Genomic DNA, 20,880 nt, shown 5'->3' with positions numbered 1-20,880 from the left:
GCGCCTGCGGACGCGATGGGTTAAGCGGCAATTAACGCCGTTTTACCTAGTTTCGCCCGCGAATCACTGTAGACCGTGCGGGCGAATCACTTTCGCCCGCAGAACCCAAGGATCCCGCCATGGCCCGAGCCCAGGTGCGCGCACCGCAGACCGAAGACCAGGACAACCAGAACGCCGCCGACGAGCCGGATGCCCCCGAGGCTGCCGCCGAAGGCCAGGATTCACCTGTTCTCGACCTCTCCGATGCCGCCGTGAAGCGGATGATCAAGCTCGCCAAGGCGCGCGGCTATGTGACGCTGGACGAGCTGAACGCGGTCCTCCCCTCCGATGAAACCTCGCCCGAACAGATCGAGGACATCATGGCGATGCTCAGCGAGATGGGCATCAATGTGGTGGAGAGCGAGGAGGAGACCGAAAACCTCGCGGCCAAGGTGGAGCAGGAACAGGAGGAATCCTCCGAAACCGCTGTCATCAAGGTCGAAGCTGCCAAGACTCCCACTGACCGCACGGACGATCCGGTACGCATGTATCTGCGCGAGATGGGGCAGGTGGAGCTTCTGTCGCGCGAGGGCGAAATCGCCATCGCCAAGCGCATCGAGGCCGGCCGCGAGGCGATGATCTCCGGCCTCTGCGAAAGCCCGCTCACCTTCCAGGCCATCATCATCTGGCGCGACGAACTGAACGAGGGGAAGATTCTCCTCCGCGACATCATCGATCTCGAGGCCACCTATGCGGGGCCGGACGCCAAGAACAAGTCGATGGCGGTGGCAACGCCGGCCCCCTACGTGCCGCCCAAGGAAGAGGTGAAGAAGAAGGCCGAGGCCAAGCGGCCGGAGAACCGCCGCATGCAGGCGCGCCGCGCCGATGACGAATTCGGCGACGTGCTTTCGCCAGAGGATTTCGACAAGCCCACCGTCGAGGATGACGACGACGATGAGGGCGACGATCTTGGCGTTTCGCTCTCGGCCATGGAGGCGGAGCTCAAGCCCAAGGTTCTTGAGGTCTTCGATTCAATCGCACGCCAGTACAAGTCGCTGCGCAAGCTGCAGGACCAGGAAGTGGCTGAATCTACCGAGCTCTCGCCCTCGCAGGAGCGCCGCTACAAGAAGCTCAGGGACGACATCATCCATGAGGTGAAGTCGCTCTCGCTCAACAACGCCCGCATCGAGGCGTTGGTCGAGCAGCTTTACGACATCAACAAGCGCCTCAACTCGCTGGAAGGCCGCCTTATGCGGCTGGCCGAAACCTACAAGATTCCGCGCACCGAGTTCCTCAAGGAATATCAGGGCGAGGAGCTCAATACCGAATGGCTGAAGCGCGTGGCGCGTCTCGCCAAGTTCGGCTGGAAGAAGTGGGTGAACGACGAGAAGGAATTGATCAAGGTCATCCGCGACGAAATCTTCGAACTCGCCACCGCCACCGGACTGCAGATTCCGGAATACCGCCGTATCGTCGCCATGGTGCAGAAGGGCGAGCGGGAAGCCCGCATCGCCAAGAAGGAAATGGTGGAGGCGAACCTCCGCCTCGTCATCTCCATCGCCAAGAAATACACCAACCGCGGCCTGCAGTTCCTGGACCTCATCCAGGAAGGCAACATCGGCCTGATGAAGGCGGTGGACAAATTCGAATACCGCAGGGGCTACAAGTTCTCGACCTACGCCACATGGTGGATCCGGCAGGCGATCACCCGGTCGATTGCCGACCAGGCGCGCACCATCCGCATCCCCGTGCACATGATCGAGACGATCAACAAGATCGTGCGCACCTCGCGCCAGATGATGCACGAGATCGGCCGCGAGCCGACGCCGGAGGAACTGGCCGAAAAGCTCTCCATGCCGCTCGAAAAAGTGCGCAAGGTGATGAAGATCGCCAAGGAGCCGATCAGCCTCGAAACGCCGGTGGGCGACGAGGAGGATTCGCACTTCGGCGACTTCATCGAGGACAAGAACGCCATCCTGCCCATCGACGCGGCGATCCAGGCGAACCTGCGCGAAACGACGACGCGGGTTCTCGCCTCGCTCACGCCGCGCGAGGAGCGCGTGCTGCGCATGCGCTTCGGCATCGGCATGAACACCGATCACACGCTGGAGGAGGTGGGCCAGCAGTTCTCGGTCACCCGCGAACGCATCCGCCAGATCGAAGCCAAGGCGCTCCGCAAGCTGAAGCACCCGAGCCGGAGCAGGAAGCTCAGGAGCTTTTTGGATAATTAAGATGCAAGACGTACGGGGAGAATTTCCAATAACATCCCCATTCTTGAAGTGGGCTGGATCAAAACGACGCTTTCTGGACCAAATAAGAGAATACGTACCTGTAAAATTCGGAAAGTACTTCGAACCCTTTTTGGGCGGGGGATCGCTGTTCTTTGCGTTATCTCCAAGAACAGCAGAGATATCTGATGCGAGTTCGGCCCTCATCGAGACTTACAAGGCACTGAAGAAGGATCCTCGCGGCATTTCTCAATTTGTTATGCGGTTGACACCTACGCGAGAGGATTTTGACCGTGTCAAGCGGACTAATTATAGACAACCTACGAGCAGGGCCGGGGCATTCATCTATCTGAACAAAACTTGTTGGAACGGCCTATATAGAGTGAATTCAGAGGGAAAATTCAACGTCCCATTTGGTCAACCGAGATCGGACTACATTAGTGATATTGAAACATTAAATAAATGTTCGAGAGCTTTGAGGAGGCGCGGTGTTTCGATTAAACACCAAGATTTCGAAAGTATTGAATCACGCGTATGCGAGGGGGATTTTATATTTTTGATCCACCCTATGTGACGAGCCACAATACGAATGGCTTCGTTGACTGGAACGAAAAGCTCTTTTCATGGAAGGACCAAGAAAGGCTTGCGCGGCTTGCGAAAAGACTTGTAAAAAAAGGTGCAAATGTTCTAGTCACCAACGCCGATCATGAAAGCGTATATTCCCTCTTTGACGAATTTGGAAAGTCCAAAATCGAACGATTTTCGACGCTTGCCTCGGATAGCAGCAAGAGGAGAAAAACTTCGGAGGCAATCTTCTTTGCCGGACCTAGCTATTGACCTTAATCAACTCTAAGTTATTTTAGACATTTAAATATCGAGGAAATAAGCCAATCCACTTTGCGTGGTTGGCGTGGAGAATCGGAATGGAGTTGTTCGGTGTTTTATGGCTCAATACATAGAGCAATCCACATTCCCCGAATCCTTTCGGGTTTCTTTTGTCTGCAATTCTGCAATATGCGAGTATTCTTTCCTTTTCTTTCGAACTGAATATATCGCACCCGGCATCGAAAATATTTTTGTTATTTTTGATGACTTTTCCGACCACTATCTTCAGCCTTTTTATTTTTGAAACTCGATTTTTCGCCACTGTCGTCATCGCCGTTAGAATTAAATAGCACTTGGCTTCAGAAGCAATCAGCTCCTCAAGAACAGGCCAAACCTCTTGTATCTGCTTCCCGCTCCCGGAAAAGTCGTCCACAAAAATTACATTGTCAAATGCCGTGAGTAACTTTCCTGGAAGTTCGCTGGCTGCGCAAAAGAGGTGGTCGAATTTCTTATTAGAAAGACCATTGGCCTCTCTGAACAATCGAACCATCGCATCGCCGCTTTCTCCAGCTTTTCCGAAGCCGACAATGAACGTCCTGCTTCCATTGTTCTTCTTGATCGAACTCCAGCCCGGGATTTTGGAAGCGCAAGATTTGTAGGCCTTTTGGATTTCAATTTCCGAGACTACCTCAACGTGATCCAACATACGACACGCGACGTCTCGATCTTTTTTGCCGAAACGTAGAAGCCAGCTTGAAATTTCCCCGCTGTTTGGCGGATGACGATAATATCTAAACCGCTCAGCCCACCCAGAAAGTTGCGCTGCATCGCAACCGCAATCTTCCACGTCTTGATCGATCATTTTATACGCCGATCCGCCAGTCCAAGTGTGCGTGCCAAAGTTTTCTCAAGTTTTTCCAATGACACCCAGAGCTCTTCTTCACCGGCATAATTATCAACTTCAAGGTTTGTTAACGTCTCACTAAGTAGGTCTACCATCTTCGTTAGTTTTGATGCTTCTTTATGTATTTTCGCAAGATTTATATCAAGGTACTCAATTTCTTTTCTATCGCTAGAAACATACTCCTCGAATTTTTTTAGAACTTCTGCTTCATGGTCGCTCGCGCGCGCGGCAGTCAAAGATTGTTTAATTTTTCTGAAGTCCGTGACGGATTTTATGCCAGATTTTCTATGTTCGTATTTGTCAACAAACGTTTCTATTAATTCCGAAGTCTTCAACAGTTTCGACTTCTTAACAGTGCGATCATTTATTATGGGGTGAAGTTCAATAAAGAAGTCTGCTTTGATGCGATCTTCAGGTCTGGCATAGAGCATTTTCTCCTGCCAAGCCGTCGAGAATGACAATAGCTTCTTACAACGAACTACGACGGCAACATCCAAACCCGTGAGTTCAGCCAATTGCCGGTCCCTTCTTTCATCTAACTCATTCATCAAAACTTGAAGCTTCAAAGCCGTTGGCATTAGTTCCCAATCGAGCCGAAGCTTATGGATTTGAAACATCGTGACGATATTCTGGGCAACCGATGGCTCCCCTACCTCATTAATGGGTACTTCTCGCAACCCTATATTTCGGGCACACATCCATCGTCGTTGTCCGTCAAGAATAGTGTATTTGTCTGAACCGCTTGCGCGAAAAACTACAATGGGGACCAATATGCCCACGCGCCTTATGGACTCTTCAAGCGTCTTGAGGGGAAGCTTGTCAAACAACAGACGTGGGTTGTGTGGGTTCGGCTGAAGTGAATCGGTGCGAACTTTGGCTGGGCCAAGGATGCTTCGCGGAGTAGCCATGATTTCCCTTTAACCCCGCGGATCGGTCTGGATGGCGGGCAATAGTAGACATGTTATGCCAACATTTTCTATTTAATCAATAGACTGTCGGCTGCTCTTTTGATGCTATAATTTAGATGGATCGTTCGGCCTGATGAAGGCGCTGGACAAGTTCGAGTATCGCCGTGGCTACAAGTTTTCGACTTACGCCACGTGGTGGATCCGGCAGGCGATCACCCGTTCGATTGCCGACCAGGCGCGCACCATCCGCATCCCCGTGCACATGATCGAGACGATCAACAAGATCGTGCGCACCTCGCGCCAGATGATGCACGAGATCGGCCGCGAGCCGACGCCGGAGGAACTGGCCGAAAAGCTTTCCATGCCGCTCGAAAAAGTGCGCAAGGTGATGAAGATCGCCAAGGAGCCGATCAGCCTCGAAACGCCGGTGGGCGATGAGGAGGATTCACACTTGGGCGACTTCATCGAGGACAAGAACGCCATCCTGCCCATCGACGCGGCGATCCAGGCGAACCTGCGCGAAACGACGACGCGGGTTCTCGCCTCGCTCACGCCGCGCGAGGAGCGCGTGCTGCGCATGCGCTTCGGCATCGGCATGAACACCGATCACACGCTGGAGGAGGTGGGCCAGCAGTTCTCGGTCACCCGCGAACGCATCCGCCAGATCGAAGCCAAGGCGCTCCGCAAGCTGAAGCACCCGAGCCGGAGCAGGAAGCTCAGGAGCTTCCTCGACAACTGATCTTGCTGTTTCAGGGATTATCAAAAAAGCCCGGCAGGATTTGCCGGGCTTTTTTGTGGATGGTTCGTTACGCCGGATGCACAAGCGCCCGCACGATGCGGCGGGTGAGGGGAAGCGCCATCAGCAGGGTGGGAAAGGCAATCACCCACGACATGACCCAGGCTGACAGCCAATGGTAGGCAAAGCCGTCGTGGAGGCCGAGGTTTTTCACCGTGGCGACGGCGGAGACCACCAGCGTCATGATGATGGACAGGATGAGCGGCATGAGAAGGCCCGCGGCGCGCGCGGGCAGGCGTTTACGTGACATGGAATTTTCCTTGACCGGGACCGTGGCAGGCATTGGCATCCAAAACCCTTTCGAAATGTCCATGGCCGGACGATCCCGCAGGTTGAACGCGTTGCCTCACGTAAACGCTTACGGCCAACAAGGTCGGCGGCCGCCTCCTAGCCAAATGATAAGCCGGATGCAATCGAAATTCGCAGCGGCGCGTTGCACTTCCTGTTGCGGCTGCCGGGAGATAGGATTTGCCCATGATGCCCCGCCTCACCGTCTGGTACAACACGCTCTGCCCGGTGTGCGATGCAGGCATTCGCGGTCAGAAGCGGCGGCTGGTTGATCTCGTGAAATCAAAGCAGGTTGAATTCCGCGACATCAACCTTGAACCCGATGCGCTCGCGGATTTCGGCGTGGGCGTGAACGACGTGCGGCGCAGGCTTCATGCCACGGATCAGGATGGCAACCTGATCACCGGGGCCGATGTCGCCATTGCCCTGTGGCGCATCACCCCCGGCCAGCACTGGCTCGCTACATTGCTTGGCAACCGCGCCATGCTGCCACTCACGCGCTGGAGCTATGACCGCTTCGCCGGCATTCTATATGCTTGGAACCAGAGAAAAGGCAGATGGTGAGCAGCATGCGGCAGCACATTTCTGAGCTTCACATCGCTACGCGCGGGCAGGGGCTTTATGACATTACGGGCGAGGTGAAGAAGGCCGCGCGGGCCAGCGGGCTTTCGCAGGGGCTCGTCACCGTGTTCTGCCGCCACACCTCCTGCTCGCTGATCATCAACGAGAATGCCGATCCCGATGTGCGGCACGATCTCGAACATTTCCTGCGCCGCCTCGTGCCCGAGAACGATCCGGCTTACGTCCACACCATCGAAGGGCCGGACGACATGCCCGCCCACATCAAGACGGCGCTCACCTCAACCTCGCTCGGCATTCCGCTGATGGGCGGGGCGCTGGCGCTCGGCACATGGCAGGCGGTCTATCTCTTCGAGCACCGGAGCGCCCCCCACAGCCGCCACATCATCGTTCAGGCGATGGGAGAGTAGGCGCTTGTCCTCCCTCCCCAAAGCGCGCAGATTGCGGCGCGTTTGAGGGAGACTGACGATGGACAAGGCCCTGTCGCAATCAATCGAAGCCGATGCCGCCACGCTTTCCCGCGATGGCATCGTCGGAAAGCCGGGAGCCTTCTCGGCTGCCTTCGCGGATGCCATGCGGGCCGACATGATGACGGCGTTTTTCGCGGCGCTGCAAATCCCCGGCAATGCCATCGGGCGGGGGCCAAAGCGCTGGTATGTGGAAATCCATCCCGAGCAGTTTTCAGGCTTCATCGAATTGGCCACCCACCCTTGGGTCACCGCCGTGTGCGAGGCGGTGCTGGGGCCTCACTACAAGATCGTCGAACTCGGCCTCGACGTGCCCTTCGAGGGTGCGATGAACCAGCCGTGGCACCGCGATTTTCCGTCACCACCTGAAACATGGCGCGACCGGCGCATCACCTCGCTCGCCTTCAATCTCACCGGCGTTGACGTGACGCCCGACATGGGGCCGTTCGAGGTGGCGCCCGGCACGCAATATGAGGATGGCCGCGCGTGGAAGCATGAGATGTTTCCGGCGAAAGAGATATGGCCGGAGTTCGCGGGGCGGGGCGTGCGGAAGTTTCCCAAGCGCGGCGATATCTCCTGCCGCTCGGCGCTCACCCTTCACCGGGGCACCGCGCATGGTTCGATGATCCCGCGCCCGGTGCTGGTGCTCGGCGTCGATGCACCGGGTGCGGGCCATGACAAACTGCATGATCCGCAGGTGACTCAAAGCTATTACGACGCGATGCCGCAAACGCTTCGCGATCATTTCACCTGCCGCGTGGTGGAGAAGCCGCAGCCGGTGCTGCAGAAGCACGATATTGAAGGACTGGTGATGGGCGAGGCCTGAGGAGGGTTGAACATGAACCAGCAGCCGCAGATCGTTTTTGATGATGGCGCTGCCTATGATGATTTCATGGGCGTGTGGAGCCGCAGCGTCGGCGAGACATTTCTCGCGTGGACGCGCCCTGCAAAAGGTCTCGACTGGATTGATGTCGGCTGCGGCAATGGCGCGTTCACCGAACTCATTGTGCGCAGCGCCGCGCCAAAATCGATTCTGGGTGTCGATCCATCCGAAGGCCAGCTCTCTTTCGCGCGCGAACATCACACGGCTGGTATCGCGCGCTTCGAGAAGGCGGGCGCGGAATCCCTGCCGGCCGCCGATCATTCCTTCGACGCCGCCGTCATGGCGCTGGTGATTTTCTTTGTGCCCAATCCGGCTAAAGGCGTTGCCGAGATGCGGCGGGTGGTGAAGCCCGGCGGCCAGATTTCCGCCTATGCGTGGGACATTCTGGGCGGCGGCTTTCCGCTCGACGTGATCGGGGAAGAGTTGATCGCTCTCGGCATCCCGGCGCCGCTGCCGCCCAGCGTGGAAGTCGCACGCCTTGATGCGCTGAAAAAACTCTGGAGTGACGGCGGCCTCACCGATGTCGAAACCACCGCCATCACTGTCGAGCGCACCTTCCCGGATTTTGAAGCGCTGTGGCGCATCAATCTGAAAGGACCGCGCCTCGCGCAAACGACGAAGAGCGCAGCGCCTGATGTGCTGACAAAGGTGAAAGCCAATGTGAAGGCGAAGCTTTCGCCCGATGCCTCCGGACGCATCACATGTCAGGCACGGGCCAATGCCGTGAAGGGCTGGGCGCCTGCGCATTGAAACCGGCCATCCGGCTCCCTAATATCGCTAACTCATCATCAAGGAGTTCGCCGCATGTCATTTCTCAAAAAACTGTTTGGCGGCGGCAGCGGCGCTGCGGCAGAGAAGCCCGGCAAATCCGTGGAGCACAAGGGCTTCACCATCACCGCCGCGCCCTATGGCGAAGGCGGGCAGTTCCAGACCTGCGGCGTGATCTCGAAAGAGATCAATGGCGAGAAAAAGGAATACCGCTTCGTGCGCGCCGACCGTTTCACCTCGCAGGATGAGGCGGCGGAGTTTTCACTCTCGAAGGGACGCCAGATCGTTGATGAGCAGGGCGAGCGGGTATTCGGCTGAAGCCTATTCGCTCCCCAGACAATAATTGAAGCTCACGCTGATGCGGTTTCCCTCGGCGCGGTTCAAGGGCACTTCGTGGCGGAGCCAGCTTTCCCACAGCAACAGCGAACCGGGCTTCGGATATTCGCTCACATGCGCCTTGAATTCGCGCGGCGCATTGTCCTTGCGGGGCGGGGCGGCCATCATCATCGCGAGGCGCGGGTCTTCATAGACGATCGGCCCCGCGCCATCCGGCACCGCCACGTAGTACGTTCCGGAGATCACCGAATTGGGATGAATGTGCGAGGTGTGGGAGCCGCCCTCCGGCATCACATTCACCCACAGCGAGTCGCACATGGGCTTCGTGCCGCGCAGATCCCAGTGCAGCGCCCTCGCGAAAGCCAGCGCATGGCGGTCGATCACTTTTACGAGACGCGAGAATTCCGGGAAGCGCCATGCGAGATCGTTCAGCGAGGCGTAGGACGTATAGCCGGGATAGCCATGCTTTTCCGCCCAGCGGAGGCCCGCCCGGTCATCCATGGCGAGCGACATGGAGACGGCCTCAAGGTCGCGGTTCATCTGCCCGGCGCGCGGCACTTCGGCGCGGTACAGGAAAGTCGGGAAAAGTGTTGTGATAGTGGACATGATGGCCGTTCCTGTAGCAAATGCCGGGCGGCAAAGGAAACAGCCCTGTGAGACATCTCTTCGTATTTGAAAGCAAGTCCCAGCCGGTAGCCCCGCGCTCGGTCTTTTACCGGCGGCTCGGCCGCAACGGATTGTGGGCGGCGGGGTTCATCCTCATCGGGCTTGCCATCGGCATGGCCGGTTACATGTGGTTCGAGAGCATGAGCGCGATCGATGCCTTCGTGAATGCGGCCATGATCCTCGCAAGCATGGGCCCCATGGGCAATCTGTCGACCAGTGGCGGCAAAATCTTTGCGGGAATTTATGCCATTTTCAGCGGCCTGCTGATCTTTGCGATAGCCGGCATCGTGCTTGCGCCGCTGTTACACCGTTTCCTGCACCGTTTCCATGTGCAGGATGATACGCCGGAAAAAACGCCGGCTCGTCATCAAAACGTCACGCCAGCCGGGCAAAAGGACATCAAGTCAAAGAGAGCCCCCGGTTCGCGCAAGTAAGGTCGCGTGTCTCCGGGGGGCAGGTTTGAAATGCGCCGCGATTGCTTATGCAGTCCGGCGCATTTCCGTTTCGGGCGGCAGAAGCATACGCTCCGGCGGAAAAGCGGAGGCGAGCATGCGGCGCGCCTCCAGCCCCGCCTCAAGGCAGGTGGCGTTCACGATGCCGATGCGGAAGCCGCCGGGCGGCATGGCGTGATGCTCCGGATCTTTCCCTTCGTGAAAGCTGATCTGCAGGCTCTTCACGCCCGGCATGGCGCGGATCTGCTGCTGTAACGCCATTGGCGGATGGCGGAAGCCTTCGCCATGGGTGGCGAAGAGGGGCACGGAATAGCCGTCGCGGCGGTTGCGGTCGTCAAAATCCCAGGCGCCCTTCGCATAAAGGCCGATCAGCGCCTCCACCCAGCCCTCGCCATAGAGATCGCACCACTGGTCGGCGAAGCGCAGATGCGCCTCGATGATCCGGCCGCCGATGGTTTCAAAATTCAGCATGCCGCAATAGGTTCGGAGATGCCGGCCCACCCAGTTGGCCAGATAGTCTTCAAGCGCAGGCTTGGTGGCGGCCTCGATGGTCCAGTGGCGGAAAGTGCCGCCGTCGCCGCTCACCCCCGTGCAATGGCGCATCCATAAAATGTCTCCATGGCACACCGCGCAATCGGTGGAGACATGCGGGCCTTCCAGCAATTCCATCCAGAAATGTCCGGGCTCATAAAATTGCTCGAACTCCGCCCGCGAAAGAATAGCGCGGCTGCCCACGCCCATGCCCTTGAGGTTGATCATGGGCTTGGAGAAGACCGGAAAACGGTCCGGCGTCACGCCATGGGGTGCGGAGCGCAGCTTTTGGCTCTCGGCGATCTTCAGCTTGTCATAGACCCAGCGGTGGCGCGGATAGAGCTGCCAGGAATCTGGATCGTCCGTGGGGATCACCACGTCTTCCGGGCAATCATGGCCGGTGAAGAACTGGAAGCGCCACGGGTCTCGTTCAAGGATCGGCATGTGCTCACCGCTACCACAGCCCTGATGACAGGCAATGGCAGCAGCATCACAACCTGATCAGAACTATTTGATTTCCCACGTGATGCTAACATCGACGGCCAAGGTTTGTTCCCCCTCGGCGATGGGCGCGGGCGCTGCGTCGGCGCGCATCACCTTGGCCTGCATCATCACCACCGGCCGCGGGCGGAACACCGCCCCTTCCTCGATGGACAGGATATTGCCGATCGTCACATTGCTGGCCCCGGCATAGACCTTGGCCTTGCGCAGCGCGTCAGCCACCGCGTCTTTCCGTGCCTCGTCCATCGCCGCCTGCGGTGAGGAGGCATCGAAGGACACGCCCTGAATCTGGTTGGACCCGGCTTTCACAACGGCGTCGAGCACAGCGCCCAGCGTATCCAGCTTCTTTACGGTGATGGTGACATTGTTGGACACGTCATAGCCAACCAGCGTGGGAGCTGAGCCGTCATTGGGATAGTTATAGCGCGGCTGGACGCTGAAGTTGGATGTCTGCATGTCCTTCTCCGCGATGCCGGCGGCCTTCAATGCCGCGAACACCTGCTGCATGGCGGCGCTGTTGTCCTTCATGGCCTCGGCGGCGGTGTCCTTCTGGCTCGCCACGCCGATGGTCACGGTGGCGCGGTCGGGCGCCACGCGCACTTCGCCGTGGCCGGAAAGGGAAATGGTGCGGGGGGATGCCACAACGGTGTCAGCCATGGCGGGCGTCACCATCACGGCGGCCAGCGCAAGCGTGGAAGCGGCAAGAAGGGTGCGGAGCATTTTGGGTCGGGTTCCTTGATTGCATGGGCTCTCTTTGCTTTCAGATTGGGGCAGGGCAATGACTGGCCAGTGTCAGCGGAACGGCGGCTCGTCGAAACTCCGGAGCTTGCGGGAATGGAGCTGGGAAAGCTTGCCCCTGAGTGCCTCGACGGCGGCAAGGCCGATCATCAGATGCTCGCCCACCGCCCGGTCATAAAAGGCATTCGCCGCGCCGGGCAGCTTGATTTCGCCATGCAGCGGTTTGTCGGAAACACAAAGCAGCGTGCCATAGGGCACCCTGAGCCTGTACCCTTGCGCGGCCAGCGTTCCCGATTCCATGTCCACGGCGATGGCGCGCGAAAGATTGATGCGCTTCCTCTCCTGCGTCCAGCGCAGCTCCCAGTTCCGGTCGTCATTGGTCACCACGGTGCCGGTGCGCAGCCGCTGCTTCAATGCTTCACCCTGTTCGCCGGTCACGCTGGCCGCCGCTTCCTGCAAGGCCACCTGCACTTCGGCCAACGCGGGAATTGGAATTTCGGGCGGCACGATGGTATCGAGAATCCGGTCCTGCCGCAGATAGGCGTGGGCCAGCACATAATCGCCGATGCGCTGCGACTGGCGCAGGCCCCCGCAATGGCCGATCATCAGCCAGCAATGCGGGCGTAGAACGGCCAGATGATCGGTGATCGTCTTGGCGTTGGAAGGGCCGACGCCGATGTTCACCAGCGTCACGCCGCCCTGGCCGTCGCCCCGCGCGAGATGGTAGGCCGGCATCTGGAAGCGGTGCCAGGGCGAGCTTTCGGCAAGCCCCTTCATGTGCTCATGCTTGAGCGATGAGGTGATCACCTCGCCCCCCGGCAGGTACAGCGCCGTATAAGGACCGCCCGCCATCAGCTGCTCGATGCCCCAGGTCACGAACTGGTCGACATAGCGGTGATAGTTGGTGAGCAAAATCCACGGCTGCACCTTGCTCCAATGCGTGCCGGTGTAGTGCTGCAGGCGTTTGAGCGAATAATCCACGCGGATGGCGTCGAACAGCGCCAGCGGCATGTCGTGGCCGGGGCGGTGATCCCATTCGCCATCGGCGATTTCGTCCCCCACCTGCGCCAGCTTGGGCACCGGGAAATGCAGCGCCAGTTCGGCGGCGCTGATGCCTTCGCGGCCCAGGTCGTCGCCGCGGTCCAGCACGTAAGGGTAGGGGATCTGCTGCTCGGAGCGGTCCACCTCGATGGTGGCGCCATAGTCGCGCACCAGATAGGTCAACTGCTCCAGCAGATAGCGGCGAAAATGCGCGGGCTGGGTGATGGTGGTGGAATAGGTGCCCGGCCCCTGGAACTTCGCATAGGCGCGGGCCAGCGATGGCTGCAGCCCGCTCGCCTGGTATTTGACGATGAGCTCGGGATAGGTGAACAGCCGTGCCTCCTTGTCGGAAGGCGGCACGCGGGTGGTGAAATAGCGTTCGAGGCAGGCCTTGAGTGCCGCCACCGATTCTTCGTGAAGGGCAATCAGGGCATCGACGGCGGCTTCGGGCGTGAAAGGTTTTTTTGACATCGCAGGCGCTATAGCATGCCGCCGCGAATTGCTGTAGCCATCCCCGCCCATGGGGGCCCGTAGCTCAATGGTTAGAGCTGACGGCTCATAACCGTCTGGTTCCAGGTTCGAGTCCTGGCGGGCCCACCACGGCATTTCATTTTCCTCATGTTTTCAATCGTTTGCAGGATTTTTCCCCGCACCTTTCCGGGTGGTGCGGGCAAGTGAACGCGAAACTTCCTTCGCCATCCGGGCGCGATCCGCCTTCTGGATGTAGGTCGCGGACTCCCGGCTTCCGTGCGCCCAACCGAAGAAGGAATTCAACTCGGCTTCGGACTTGCCAAGCTCGGCGATTTCGCTCGCCAGCGCCTTCCGGATGCCGTGCGCCGATCCTGGTACGCCTGCCTCCACACATGCCGCCTTGAACCAGTTGCCGAACGCGGCCTTGCTCTTGAACGGGGTGCCGCGCGACGTCAGCAGAAACGTCATGTCGCCCACCTTCGTTGCGTCGATGGCGCGGCGGAGCTGGGGCAGGATGGTGCTTGTGACGGGCTGGCCGGTTTTCGACGTGCGCACCACATAGGTGTTCTTCCGGATATGCTGGCTGCCGAAGGCGTGTACGTCGCCACGGCGAAGGCCGGTGCAGCGGATGATTTCAAAGGCTAGCCGCTGCATGGTGCCGATGGGCCAGCGCTTCTCGAACGCCAGCATTTCATCCTCGGTCCATGTGTGGAAACCTTCTCCGGTGCCGGAGGTGGGCAGCTTCGCAATACCCTTGGCCGGGTTGCTGTCGGCCCATTCCTTGCTGATCGCAAATTCAAACAGCAGGTTTGTGGCGCGGACATATTTGTTGGCGTCGGACGGCGTCTTGTCGCGCGCATCCCGGCTTTCCAGTACGACGCGGCGTGTGATGTCGCTCAGCAGCTCATCGCCCGCGCGCTCCTTGATGCGCGTGAACTGATAACTCATCTGCTTGCGCGATTCCGCCGCCAGCCTGCGCCACGCCGGGGATTCCAGGTACTGGTCGATGGCCCAGCGCAGCGTGTAAGGCGTGCCGGACGCAGGCTTGGCGAGCGGCTGGCCGATGACGGCGGCGTGATACTCGGCCTTGAATTCCTCAGTGCCGAAAGTAGCGCGGATACGGATGCGCGGCCCCTTGCCGACGCGAACATACCAGACCCAAGCCCCGTGGCGGGTTTTCTCATGGAGCAGGCTGGGCCAGAGTTTCGGGGGCATGATGTCCATCACATGCGGATTTCCTTGCGCACGTCAACTGGACGCTTTTTCGGGGCCTGATCCGGGGTGTTCGGAACGACGCGCAACACACCGTCTGCCGTAACCTCGACAACCATATCGACGCCAGCCTGCTTCACGGCGCGAAGGGCGCGTGCCATGTCGGCCTGCGTGAACCTGGCTGGCGAGCGGGGCACTAGGAAACCCTCTCAAAGCTGATGGCGGCAACCCAAGGGTTTGCTTCCCATGCGCCGGGACCGTGAATGGACTCCCACAGCTTTCGGAACCCGCGACGGAATTTCTCCGTCGAACCGCCAACCCATTCTTCCATAAGCAGGACCATTTCCGCGCCCTCCGCCTTTGCATCCTCCTCGCCGATCTCCTGCAACCGCTGCACCCTGACTTCTGTCACCACGAGGGTAATGCGAGACGCCCAGCGCGGCATGTGGATGGAGGGTTTCCACTGCGGGATAGAGCGATCCCAGCCTTCAGCATAGATTGCGGCCCAATCTGGGTCGTTAGGATTGATCGTCTGCTGAACGCCTGCGCTCATCCGATAAGCCGTGGCGGGAACTATGGTGAATCTCTCGCGGACCCAAAGCCGGTCGCCGGTCCGGTATCGCACCGGCAGTTTTGCGTAGCGATGACCGGTCAAGGCATCTCCGGCGTACCAGACGCCGTCGTCGTTGAATATGGCGTCGAATGTCATCGGCGGCATATCGACCACGCGCCGCGTTTTCGTCTTGCGCCCTTCCAAGATGGCTCTGACCATCGGGCCGGAGAACAGGATTGGTTTCTCCGCCATATCACTCCCTCTCCGGGCTGGGGGCGGGGTCGCCGTTGCTGATCGGTTGACCGGCAAGCCGCCGTTCAGCCGCGCGTTGGCACCGATCAAGAATCCGCATCACTTCTTCCGATTTCAGATTAGCCCAAGCCACCTTGTGCGCTTTGTCGATAGCAACAATGGCGATGGGCCAGAGATCGTGTTCGTTTTCAGGGCAATCGATATTGTAAACACCTTGCCCATCTAGTTCGTGGATCACTGGCTTTTCACCGCGAACTAAAACTGCAACACACCCGCCATCTACAATGGTTATGCGTGCCCCATGGTGCGCGGTGGCTTTCGTAAGAATTGAGACGTTCGTCTTAAACCTTTTGGGCTGGCGCAGTTGTTTTACTTCACCCATCCTTCAGCACCTCATTGAGCCAGTCGCGCAGGCGGGTGGCTTCTTTGCGGGAGATGAAATTGTAAGCCGTGAAGCCCATTTCCTCGCGCGTAAAGCAAAAGCGGTACTCGTCAATTTCCTCAATGAGCATTGAGGACTGGCTTGGGCGGAAACATGCGCGCAGCTTGATCTTCTTCCTCATCCCCGCACCGCCTCTCCCAACGCCTCTGGCTTAAGCGGCACATGCTTGGCTGATGGGTTTCTGAGACCCATAACAGCGCCGATCCCTCCATCAAATTCAAAGTAATGAGCGTTCTCCACCCCAACCAAATCCATTTTTACATTTGGGAGGGCTGCGACGAGCGAGAGGTAGCCAGCGCGGACATAGGCGCGCGGAGCAATTTCGACGCTGATCGATTCAGTGATTAGCCCCGTTTCCTCGCAAGTTTCGCATGGCTCGTCATTATGACATGCCGGGCAAGTGTTTATGCCGGTGCCTCCGCATTCCCAGCACTCGATCTTGCTTTCTGCTGGAATGTCTTCGGGGAGAGAGCCAAGCGGGCCTGCTTCCGTCGCCGCCTTATCAAGCACCTTTTGAAGGTCTACCCTGAATTCCTCAGTTTCCGGTACATCCTGCCGCCGCGCCACGCGGATGCCAATATGCCCGTTGGTGACATAGGTATAATCACCCTTGCTCCAAGGGGCATTTAAGTAGGGACGTGTTTCGTCCTTTCCACAAAACGGCTTCAGGTCAATCATGTGCAGTCTCCGTTCATTGCCTCTTCCAGCGCGTCCACAGTCTTGAGCCACGATGTGCGGGCTGCGTCATAGGCAGCGCGGGCATCACGCTCCGCAGCGATGAGGGCGAAAATGTCGGGCTTGTCGTCGGTAGGCCATTCGGCGATGAGGTCGCACATCGGGTCGTTGAAACAATGCTGGCCGCTATTATCGTATAGACGCGATACTGCCATATCGATCCATCTCGTATGGGAATAGGGCTCCATCGGCCCCGCCTTCTTCCCGTCCCGCCTGCGGTAGTATTTCCCGGCCTCGATGATCATGACAAAAGCTCCTTGGCCCAATTCGTGACGGCCACGCGGCCCTGTGATGGGTAGTCAATCAGCCCCAATGTGCGCAGGCCGCCAAGCGCGTTTGCGAAGGATGAACTGTCGGGACTGTAGGCGGCACGAGCAGCAATCGTTGCGCGGTCAGCCTCGCCTTGAAGTGCACCATCCAGAATGCGCCGCTGCGGGCCAGTCAGCATGTTCCGCAATTGCATTGCAGCCTCTATGCCCATTGCAACAGGGTCGCTGGTGAATGTCCGCGCAGTCACGTTACCTGGGGATGGGTAGTCAATTGCTCCTGCAGTTTTCAGCGCGCCCAACGCATTCGCGAATGATGAACTGCTGGGGCTGTATTCCGCGATAAGGGCTACCTGTTCACGCGAAGGCGCTTCATGCCCGAGCGAGTGCCAGAACGCGAGCGAGTTGAGAATCCGACGCTGCGGCCCTGTCCATGCATTGTCTTCCGTCCGAACCGTGCGCACCGGCGCTGCGATTACCTTCGGCACCGGAGCCGCTGGCTTAGCTTTTTCGTCGGCCATGGCGCCCATGAACGTTCCAAAGCTGGCCAGCAAGCGCTTCGCACCTGCATGCGCTTCCTCTGCATCATGAAGCGACGCAGCGAGGCCGGATGACAGATTAGCAATGGCGCGAACCGCCTGCTGTTTTCCTTCCTCCCGCGCCGCATCAAGAGCCGCTGGATCGGGCACCGCCTGACGCTTGAGGGCTTCCTCCATCTGGCGTTTCAGCGAGGCGATCTCTGCCCTGAGCGCCTTCGGATCGTTCTGCTTGGCCTCCGTTTCAACCGTAGCCAGCCGGTCGCGCAACTTGCCAACGTCGAGCGGCACCAGTAAGGCCGCCTTGACCTTCTCGCCGCGCTTCGGCGTCCGTGAACTGTCAAACGTAATCTTGGGCGGGAACTGCGCGCTCGCCAGAACTCCGCGCCCCGGTATCCAGACAATCGCATTGCCGCGCTGCAATGTCGGCAGGCTGGCCCACATCCGCTTCCACTCGTCCTTGTCTGCCTGCCCCTGCACCCAATCGCCAATCGCGTCACGATCCTGCGAGGATGTGAGCTTGAACGCCACAAGTCCGTCAGCCTGGCTGAGAACGTCTTTCGACAGCACCGCTGGGCGCTGCGTGATGAGCCATGGAATAAAGCCCTTCACGCGGCCCCGTCGCACAATGGTTTCCATCATGCCTTGCAGTTTCGCGGCCTCGCCTTCCTTGTCGAGCAGGCGTTGCGGCGCCCACATATCGGCTTCATCAAAAATGATGTGGACCGGCTCGCCTTTTGTGGTGCGATAGAGCGCGGTGAGGAAAGCCAGCATGAAGCGGCGCTCCCCGGCCTTGGTGCCGATGCCGGAAAGATCGAGGATGCAGCTCTCCGAGATTCCGGCAACGGCCTCTCCGACGACCTGTCCCGCATGCTCGGTAATCGGCAAGTCGCCATGCGCTCCGCCGAAGATGACGGGTGCAATCTTGGCCGGGGCGCGCCCGTCTTCATAGAGGCGCAGGCCCCACCACACGCCGAGAGGGTCAATGACAATGACGCGATCTCCACGGCCGAGAATGGCTTCAACCGCCGTCCCCGCCGCATAGGTCTTGCCGCTGCCCGCCGTGCCGAGAATGGCAAGCCGGTCATCAAGCGCCGCAAATGGGATCGGATATGCCGTCATCCCGTCCTCCTGTTCCCTGTGGGGGTCATGGTTACATCACCGCCCTGATGAATTGCGCTGCCGGCCGCGGGTCGATGGCATTGCCAAAGGCGCGCAGCTTAGCCACACGGGCGGGTACGCCATGAGCCAGGAGACGAATTCCGGGTTCAACTGGCCGGGCTTTTCCATCGGCGCCGATGACCCATTCGAGATCGCCACCTCCAGCGCCTGGCGCGACAGTGGCCGACCTTTCGTCCCATAAATCTCGGTGCTGCTTTTCTGCGAGCGATCCGAGCGCCAATCCCTGCAAGCTGGCGTTGCCCAGGGCGACAAACCAGTATCGGTCCCGGAGGTGGAACGCACCCGCGCTCGCGGCTTGGACAGGCATTGCCCCCATGGCGTAACCCATGGCTTCCAGATCACTTCGCACAAGACGGAGCCAGTCAGTTGCGCTCGCAACCTGTTCTCCAAGGACCTTTGCAGGCTTTCGCTCGCGGACAAGTTCGCGCCAGACGGGCCAGAGGTGGCGTTCGTCATCGAAACCCTTGCGCTTGCCCGCGAGCGAGAACGGCTGGCAGGGGCATGATCCGGTCCAGACGGGCCGGTCATCCGGCCAGCCTGCGAGCCGGAGCGCATAGGGCCATCCGCCGATGCCTGCGAAGAAATGGCATTGCGTGAATCCTCGCAAGTCGTCTCCCCGAACATCGACAATTGACCGCTCATCGACTTCTCCATCTGGTATCAGTCCTGCGGCAATGAGGTTGCGCAGCCATTGGGCGGCGTAGGGATCAATCTCGTTGAAGTACGCCGCCACATCATTCCGCCGCGATCTGGAGGGGTTCGGCGGGGCCAAGCTGCAATGACTCAAGCTCCGTCACGTACCGGCGCCGGTTGGCGACAAGAAGATCAAACATCTCGTTCGCCTTTCCCGCATCGATGTCCGCCGTCTCATTGACGCGCTGGATAAGGGCCGTGCGGGAGTCCTCGATATTGTCGAGGGTCTGCTTGCGGGTGCGTTCCAGTGCGTCGATCTCGATCTGCTGCTGCGTACGCGCTTCGATGATCCGGCCTTCAAAGGCGGCGAGGTTGTTTCCAAGTGTTGCGATGTCGGTCATGGTGTGCGCTCCTATGCGGCTTCGATGAGACTGATGAGTTTGGTGGCCATGAGGACATAAGCCGACCCCGCCGACCACGCCGCCGACCTCGCCGACTCCGCCGCCGACCACGCCGCCGACCTCGCCGACCACGCCGCCGACCCCGCCGACCACGCCGCCGACCTCGCCAACTCCGCCGCCGACCACGCCGCCGACCTCGCCGACCACGCCGCCGACCTCGCCGACCACGCCGCCGACCACGCCGCCGACCTCGCCGACCACGCCGCCGACCTCGCCAACTCCGCCGCCGACACATCGACAGGCTCGCCTTTGGTCAGCGGCACCAACACATCGGCGCACTGCTTCACAGCGTCTTTAACAAGCGGAGCATTGATGCCGGGGTTGACCGTTTCATCCGTCAGCAGCCAGTGGAGGAACTGCCAGCCCACGCGCGACAAATCAGCCCCCGGTCTGATTGCATCCATGAACCTGACCGGCCATTCCTGCGCCTCAGCGTTCGGAAGCCCTTCAAAGATCGTATCTTCCAGCCGCGCCAGCATGACGGGAATCCCAAATCGCGGCTCGTATTCCATATGGTCCCGGCCATGGATGGTGCAGCCCACGGCGCACCCTTTGCCATTCTGCCAGTATTGGTCCTTGACGAGCTGATCTGCGGCGGCGTGACCGCGCAGTTGCGCAAGGATGCCGTCCTTGATCGATGGGTCGTTGTGATAAGCAATCAGTGTCATTCCCAATCCCCTAACTTGACATGCGTTGACGTGATGATGGTTCTGGCTAGCTCCGTGCCTTCTGTTTCGTCTGGCGGCGGCGCAAAGGCGGAGGGGCCAAACAGGTAGCGGAGAAGGCGGCGGAGAAAGGTCATGTCCGCGTCTCTGCCTCGGCAAAAACTTCCTTCGGATAGAACCAGTCGTCCTTGATGATGTGGCCGATGCCGTAGATCATGCCTTCGCGGATGTCGGCGCGCACAGTTTTCCCGGGAAGATCTTTCCACCGCGTGACGCCCGCTACTTCCATGACGCGCCAAATCCAGACCCCGGCGTAGTTGAATGACGCGCTCTGGGAGTTGTTCGAATATGATTTCGGCAGGTACAGGCAATATCCACCGAAGCCCTGATGGGCACCGCCGTAGTCAAGATCGATCATTGAGTTGAGAATGCCGCGATCTCCGTCATCAATGCTGGCAGAGCAGATGATCGCGTTGAGGATTTCCTTCTCCATCATTTCCAATCTCCCTTTGAAATCCTGCGCGGCCTCACCGCAGCATCTCCACACACCACAGCAGCGAGGAGGCAGAGGAGGGAGAGGAA

General features: G+C 59.3%; 26 protein-coding genes, 1 tRNA gene and 2 pseudogenes. 10 read left to right on the top strand and 19 right to left on the bottom strand.

The window, feature by feature from the left end:
* Positions 1-119: 119 nt before the first annotated feature.
* On the top strand, positions 120-2,210 hold the full coding sequence (gene rpoD, locus QM694_RS06540) for an RNA polymerase sigma factor RpoD (protein WP_415006144.1): 2,091 nt from the start codon (positions 120-122) through the stop codon (positions 2,208-2,210).
* A gap of 1 nt (position 2,211) precedes the next feature.
* Positions 2,212-3,044: pseudogene (locus QM694_RS06535) on the top strand (DNA adenine methylase).
* Between the two features lie 22 nt (positions 3,045-3,066).
* Here the strand turns inward: QM694_RS06535 and QM694_RS06530 are convergent.
* Together QM694_RS06530 and QM694_RS06525 are read right to left on the bottom strand one after the other, a co-directional pair.
* On the bottom strand, positions 3,067-3,894 hold the full coding sequence (locus QM694_RS06530; protein ID WP_415006143.1) for a hypothetical protein: 828 nt from the start codon (positions 3,892-3,894) through the stop codon (positions 3,067-3,069).
* Positions 3,891-4,844 carry a ParB/RepB/Spo0J family partition protein gene (locus tag QM694_RS06525; protein WP_415006142.1) on the bottom strand — a complete coding sequence of 318 codons (954 nt, stop codon included), beginning with the start codon at positions 4,842-4,844 and terminating at the stop codon, positions 3,891-3,893. Before QM694_RS06525 ends, QM694_RS06530 begins: the two co-directional genes overlap by 4 nt.
* Positions 4,845-4,959: 115 nt before the next feature.
* Between QM694_RS06525 and QM694_RS06520 the strand changes: the two are divergent.
* Positions 4,960-5,583, top strand: a pseudogene (locus QM694_RS06520) (sigma-70 family RNA polymerase sigma factor); the annotation flags it as partial.
* A 67-nt stretch (positions 5,584-5,650) separates the two neighbouring features.
* On the opposite strand, the gene QM694_RS06515 reads toward QM694_RS06520, so the two are convergent.
* On the bottom strand, positions 5,651-5,890 hold the full coding sequence (locus QM694_RS06515; protein ID WP_415006141.1) for a DUF2798 domain-containing protein: 240 nt from the start codon (positions 5,888-5,890) through the stop codon (positions 5,651-5,653).
* A 227-nt stretch (positions 5,891-6,117) separates the two neighbouring features.
* On the opposite strand from QM694_RS06515, the gene QM694_RS06510 reads away from it, so the two are divergent.
* Genes QM694_RS06510 through QM694_RS06490 form a run of 5 tightly spaced genes read left to right on the top strand, consistent with a single transcriptional unit; the run spans position 6,118 to position 8,943 of the window.
* The gene (locus tag QM694_RS06510) at positions 6,118-6,492 is read left to right on the top strand and encodes a thiol-disulfide oxidoreductase DCC family protein (protein ID WP_415008580.1); all 375 of its coding nucleotides are present in this window, start codon (positions 6,118-6,120) and stop codon (positions 6,490-6,492) included.
* Positions 6,493-6,497: 5 nt separating this feature from the next.
* Positions 6,498-6,917 carry a secondary thiamine-phosphate synthase enzyme YjbQ gene (locus QM694_RS06505; RefSeq protein WP_415006140.1) on the top strand — a complete coding sequence of 140 codons (420 nt, stop codon included), beginning with the start codon at positions 6,498-6,500 and terminating at the stop codon, positions 6,915-6,917.
* A 58-nt stretch (positions 6,918-6,975) separates the two neighbouring features.
* A complete protein-coding gene (locus QM694_RS06500) occupies positions 6,976-7,800 on the top strand; it encodes a phytanoyl-CoA dioxygenase family protein (RefSeq protein ID WP_415006139.1) in 825 nt (274 codons plus the stop codon).
* A gap of 12 nt (positions 7,801-7,812) precedes the next feature.
* Entirely contained in the window at positions 7,813-8,607 is a 795-nt protein-coding gene (locus QM694_RS06495) for a class I SAM-dependent methyltransferase (protein WP_415006138.1), read from the top strand.
* A 54-nt stretch (positions 8,608-8,661) separates the two neighbouring features.
* Positions 8,662-8,943, top strand: coding sequence for an HlyU family transcriptional regulator (locus QM694_RS06490; protein WP_415006137.1), 282 nt, complete (start codon positions 8,662-8,664; stop codon positions 8,941-8,943).
* A 3-nt stretch (positions 8,944-8,946) separates the two neighbouring features.
* Here the strand turns inward: QM694_RS06490 and QM694_RS06485 are convergent, their stop codons facing one another.
* The gene (locus QM694_RS06485) at positions 8,947-9,567 is read right to left on the bottom strand and encodes a TIGR02466 family protein (RefSeq protein ID WP_415006136.1); all 621 of its coding nucleotides are present in this window, start codon (positions 9,565-9,567) and stop codon (positions 8,947-8,949) included.
* A 20-nt stretch (positions 9,568-9,587) separates the two neighbouring features.
* On the opposite strand from QM694_RS06485, the gene QM694_RS06480 reads away from it, so the two are divergent.
* On the top strand, positions 9,588-10,061 hold the full coding sequence (locus tag QM694_RS06480) for a hypothetical protein (protein WP_415006135.1): 474 nt from the start codon (positions 9,588-9,590) through the stop codon (positions 10,059-10,061).
* Positions 10,062-10,106: 45 nt separating this feature from the next.
* Here QM694_RS06480 and QM694_RS06475 read toward each other — a convergent pair whose 3' ends face one another.
* From QM694_RS06475 to QM694_RS06465, 3 genes are all read right to left on the bottom strand, one after another.
* On the bottom strand, positions 10,107-11,054 hold the full coding sequence (locus QM694_RS06475) for a hypothetical protein (RefSeq protein WP_415006134.1): 948 nt from the start codon (positions 11,052-11,054) through the stop codon (positions 10,107-10,109).
* 63 nt (positions 11,055-11,117) lie between these two features.
* Complete coding sequence (locus QM694_RS06470) at positions 11,118-11,831, bottom strand: SIMPL domain-containing protein (RefSeq protein ID WP_415006133.1); 714 nt, start codon at positions 11,829-11,831, stop codon at positions 11,118-11,120.
* A 72-nt stretch (positions 11,832-11,903) separates the two neighbouring features.
* The gene (locus QM694_RS06465) at positions 11,904-13,361 is read right to left on the bottom strand and encodes an AMP nucleosidase (RefSeq protein WP_415006132.1); all 1,458 of its coding nucleotides are present in this window, start codon (positions 13,359-13,361) and stop codon (positions 11,904-11,906) included.
* 53 nt (positions 13,362-13,414) lie between these two features.
* Here QM694_RS06465 and QM694_RS06460 point away from each other — a divergent pair.
* Positions 13,415-13,490: transfer RNA gene (locus QM694_RS06460), tRNA-Ile, on the top strand.
* 24 nt (positions 13,491-13,514) lie between these two features.
* Here QM694_RS06460 and xerC read toward each other — a convergent pair.
* The 12 genes from xerC to QM694_RS06400 form a co-directional block, all read right to left on the bottom strand.
* On the bottom strand, positions 13,515-14,585 hold the full coding sequence (xerC, locus tag QM694_RS06455) for a site-specific integrase (protein ID WP_415006131.1): 1,071 nt from the start codon (positions 14,583-14,585) through the stop codon (positions 13,515-13,517).
* On the bottom strand, positions 14,585-14,734 hold the full coding sequence (locus tag QM694_RS06450; protein WP_415006130.1) for a hypothetical protein: 150 nt from the start codon (positions 14,732-14,734) through the stop codon (positions 14,585-14,587). Before QM694_RS06450 ends, xerC begins: the two co-directional genes overlap by 1 nt.
* 35 nt (positions 14,735-14,769) lie before the next feature.
* Entirely contained in the window at positions 14,770-15,378 is a 609-nt protein-coding gene (locus QM694_RS06445) for a hypothetical protein (protein WP_415006129.1), read from the bottom strand.
* Position 15,379: 1 nt separating this feature from the next.
* Complete coding sequence (locus QM694_RS06440) at positions 15,380-15,760, bottom strand: hypothetical protein (protein ID WP_415006128.1); 381 nt, start codon at positions 15,758-15,760, stop codon at positions 15,380-15,382.
* Positions 15,753-15,941: a hypothetical protein gene (locus QM694_RS06435; protein ID WP_415006127.1), complete on the bottom strand. Its 189-nt coding sequence runs from the start codon at positions 15,939-15,941 to the stop codon at positions 15,753-15,755. Before QM694_RS06435 ends, QM694_RS06440 begins: the two co-directional genes overlap by 8 nt.
* Positions 15,938-16,498 carry a hypothetical protein gene (locus tag QM694_RS06430; RefSeq protein WP_415006126.1) on the bottom strand — a complete coding sequence of 187 codons (561 nt, stop codon included), beginning with the start codon at positions 16,496-16,498 and terminating at the stop codon, positions 15,938-15,940. The genes QM694_RS06435 and QM694_RS06430 overlap by 4 nt, the downstream gene beginning before the upstream one ends.
* Positions 16,495-16,800, bottom strand: coding sequence for a hypothetical protein (locus tag QM694_RS06425; protein WP_415006125.1), 306 nt, complete (start codon positions 16,798-16,800; stop codon positions 16,495-16,497). Before QM694_RS06425 ends, QM694_RS06430 begins: the two co-directional genes overlap by 4 nt.
* Positions 16,797-18,479, bottom strand: coding sequence for an ATP-binding protein (locus QM694_RS06420; RefSeq protein ID WP_415006124.1), 1,683 nt, complete (start codon positions 18,477-18,479; stop codon positions 16,797-16,799). Before QM694_RS06420 ends, QM694_RS06425 begins: the two co-directional genes overlap by 4 nt.
* A gap of 31 nt (positions 18,480-18,510) precedes the next feature.
* Positions 18,511-19,272 (bottom strand): DNA cytosine methyltransferase, encoded by a 762-nt coding sequence (locus tag QM694_RS06415; protein WP_415006123.1) that lies wholly within the window; start codon positions 19,270-19,272, stop codon positions 18,511-18,513.
* 1 nt (position 19,273) lies between these two features.
* Entirely contained in the window at positions 19,274-19,573 is a 300-nt protein-coding gene (locus QM694_RS06410; protein WP_415006122.1) for a hypothetical protein, read from the bottom strand.
* Between the two features lie 11 nt (positions 19,574-19,584).
* Complete coding sequence (locus QM694_RS06405; protein ID WP_415006121.1) at positions 19,585-20,301, bottom strand: hypothetical protein; 717 nt, start codon at positions 20,299-20,301, stop codon at positions 19,585-19,587.
* 130 nt (positions 20,302-20,431) lie between these two features.
* A complete protein-coding gene (locus tag QM694_RS06400; RefSeq protein WP_415006120.1) occupies positions 20,432-20,794 on the bottom strand; it encodes a hypothetical protein in 363 nt (120 codons plus the stop codon).
* Positions 20,795-20,880 lie beyond the last annotated feature (86 nt).

This window comes from Aestuariivirga sp. (assembly GCF_047602625.1).
In the GTDB taxonomy this organism is placed as follows: domain Bacteria; phylum Pseudomonadota; class Alphaproteobacteria; order Rhizobiales; family Aestuariivirgaceae; genus Aestuariivirga.
Note: the sequence above shows the minus strand (reverse complement) of the source record. Positions and strands in the feature narration are given on the sequence as shown.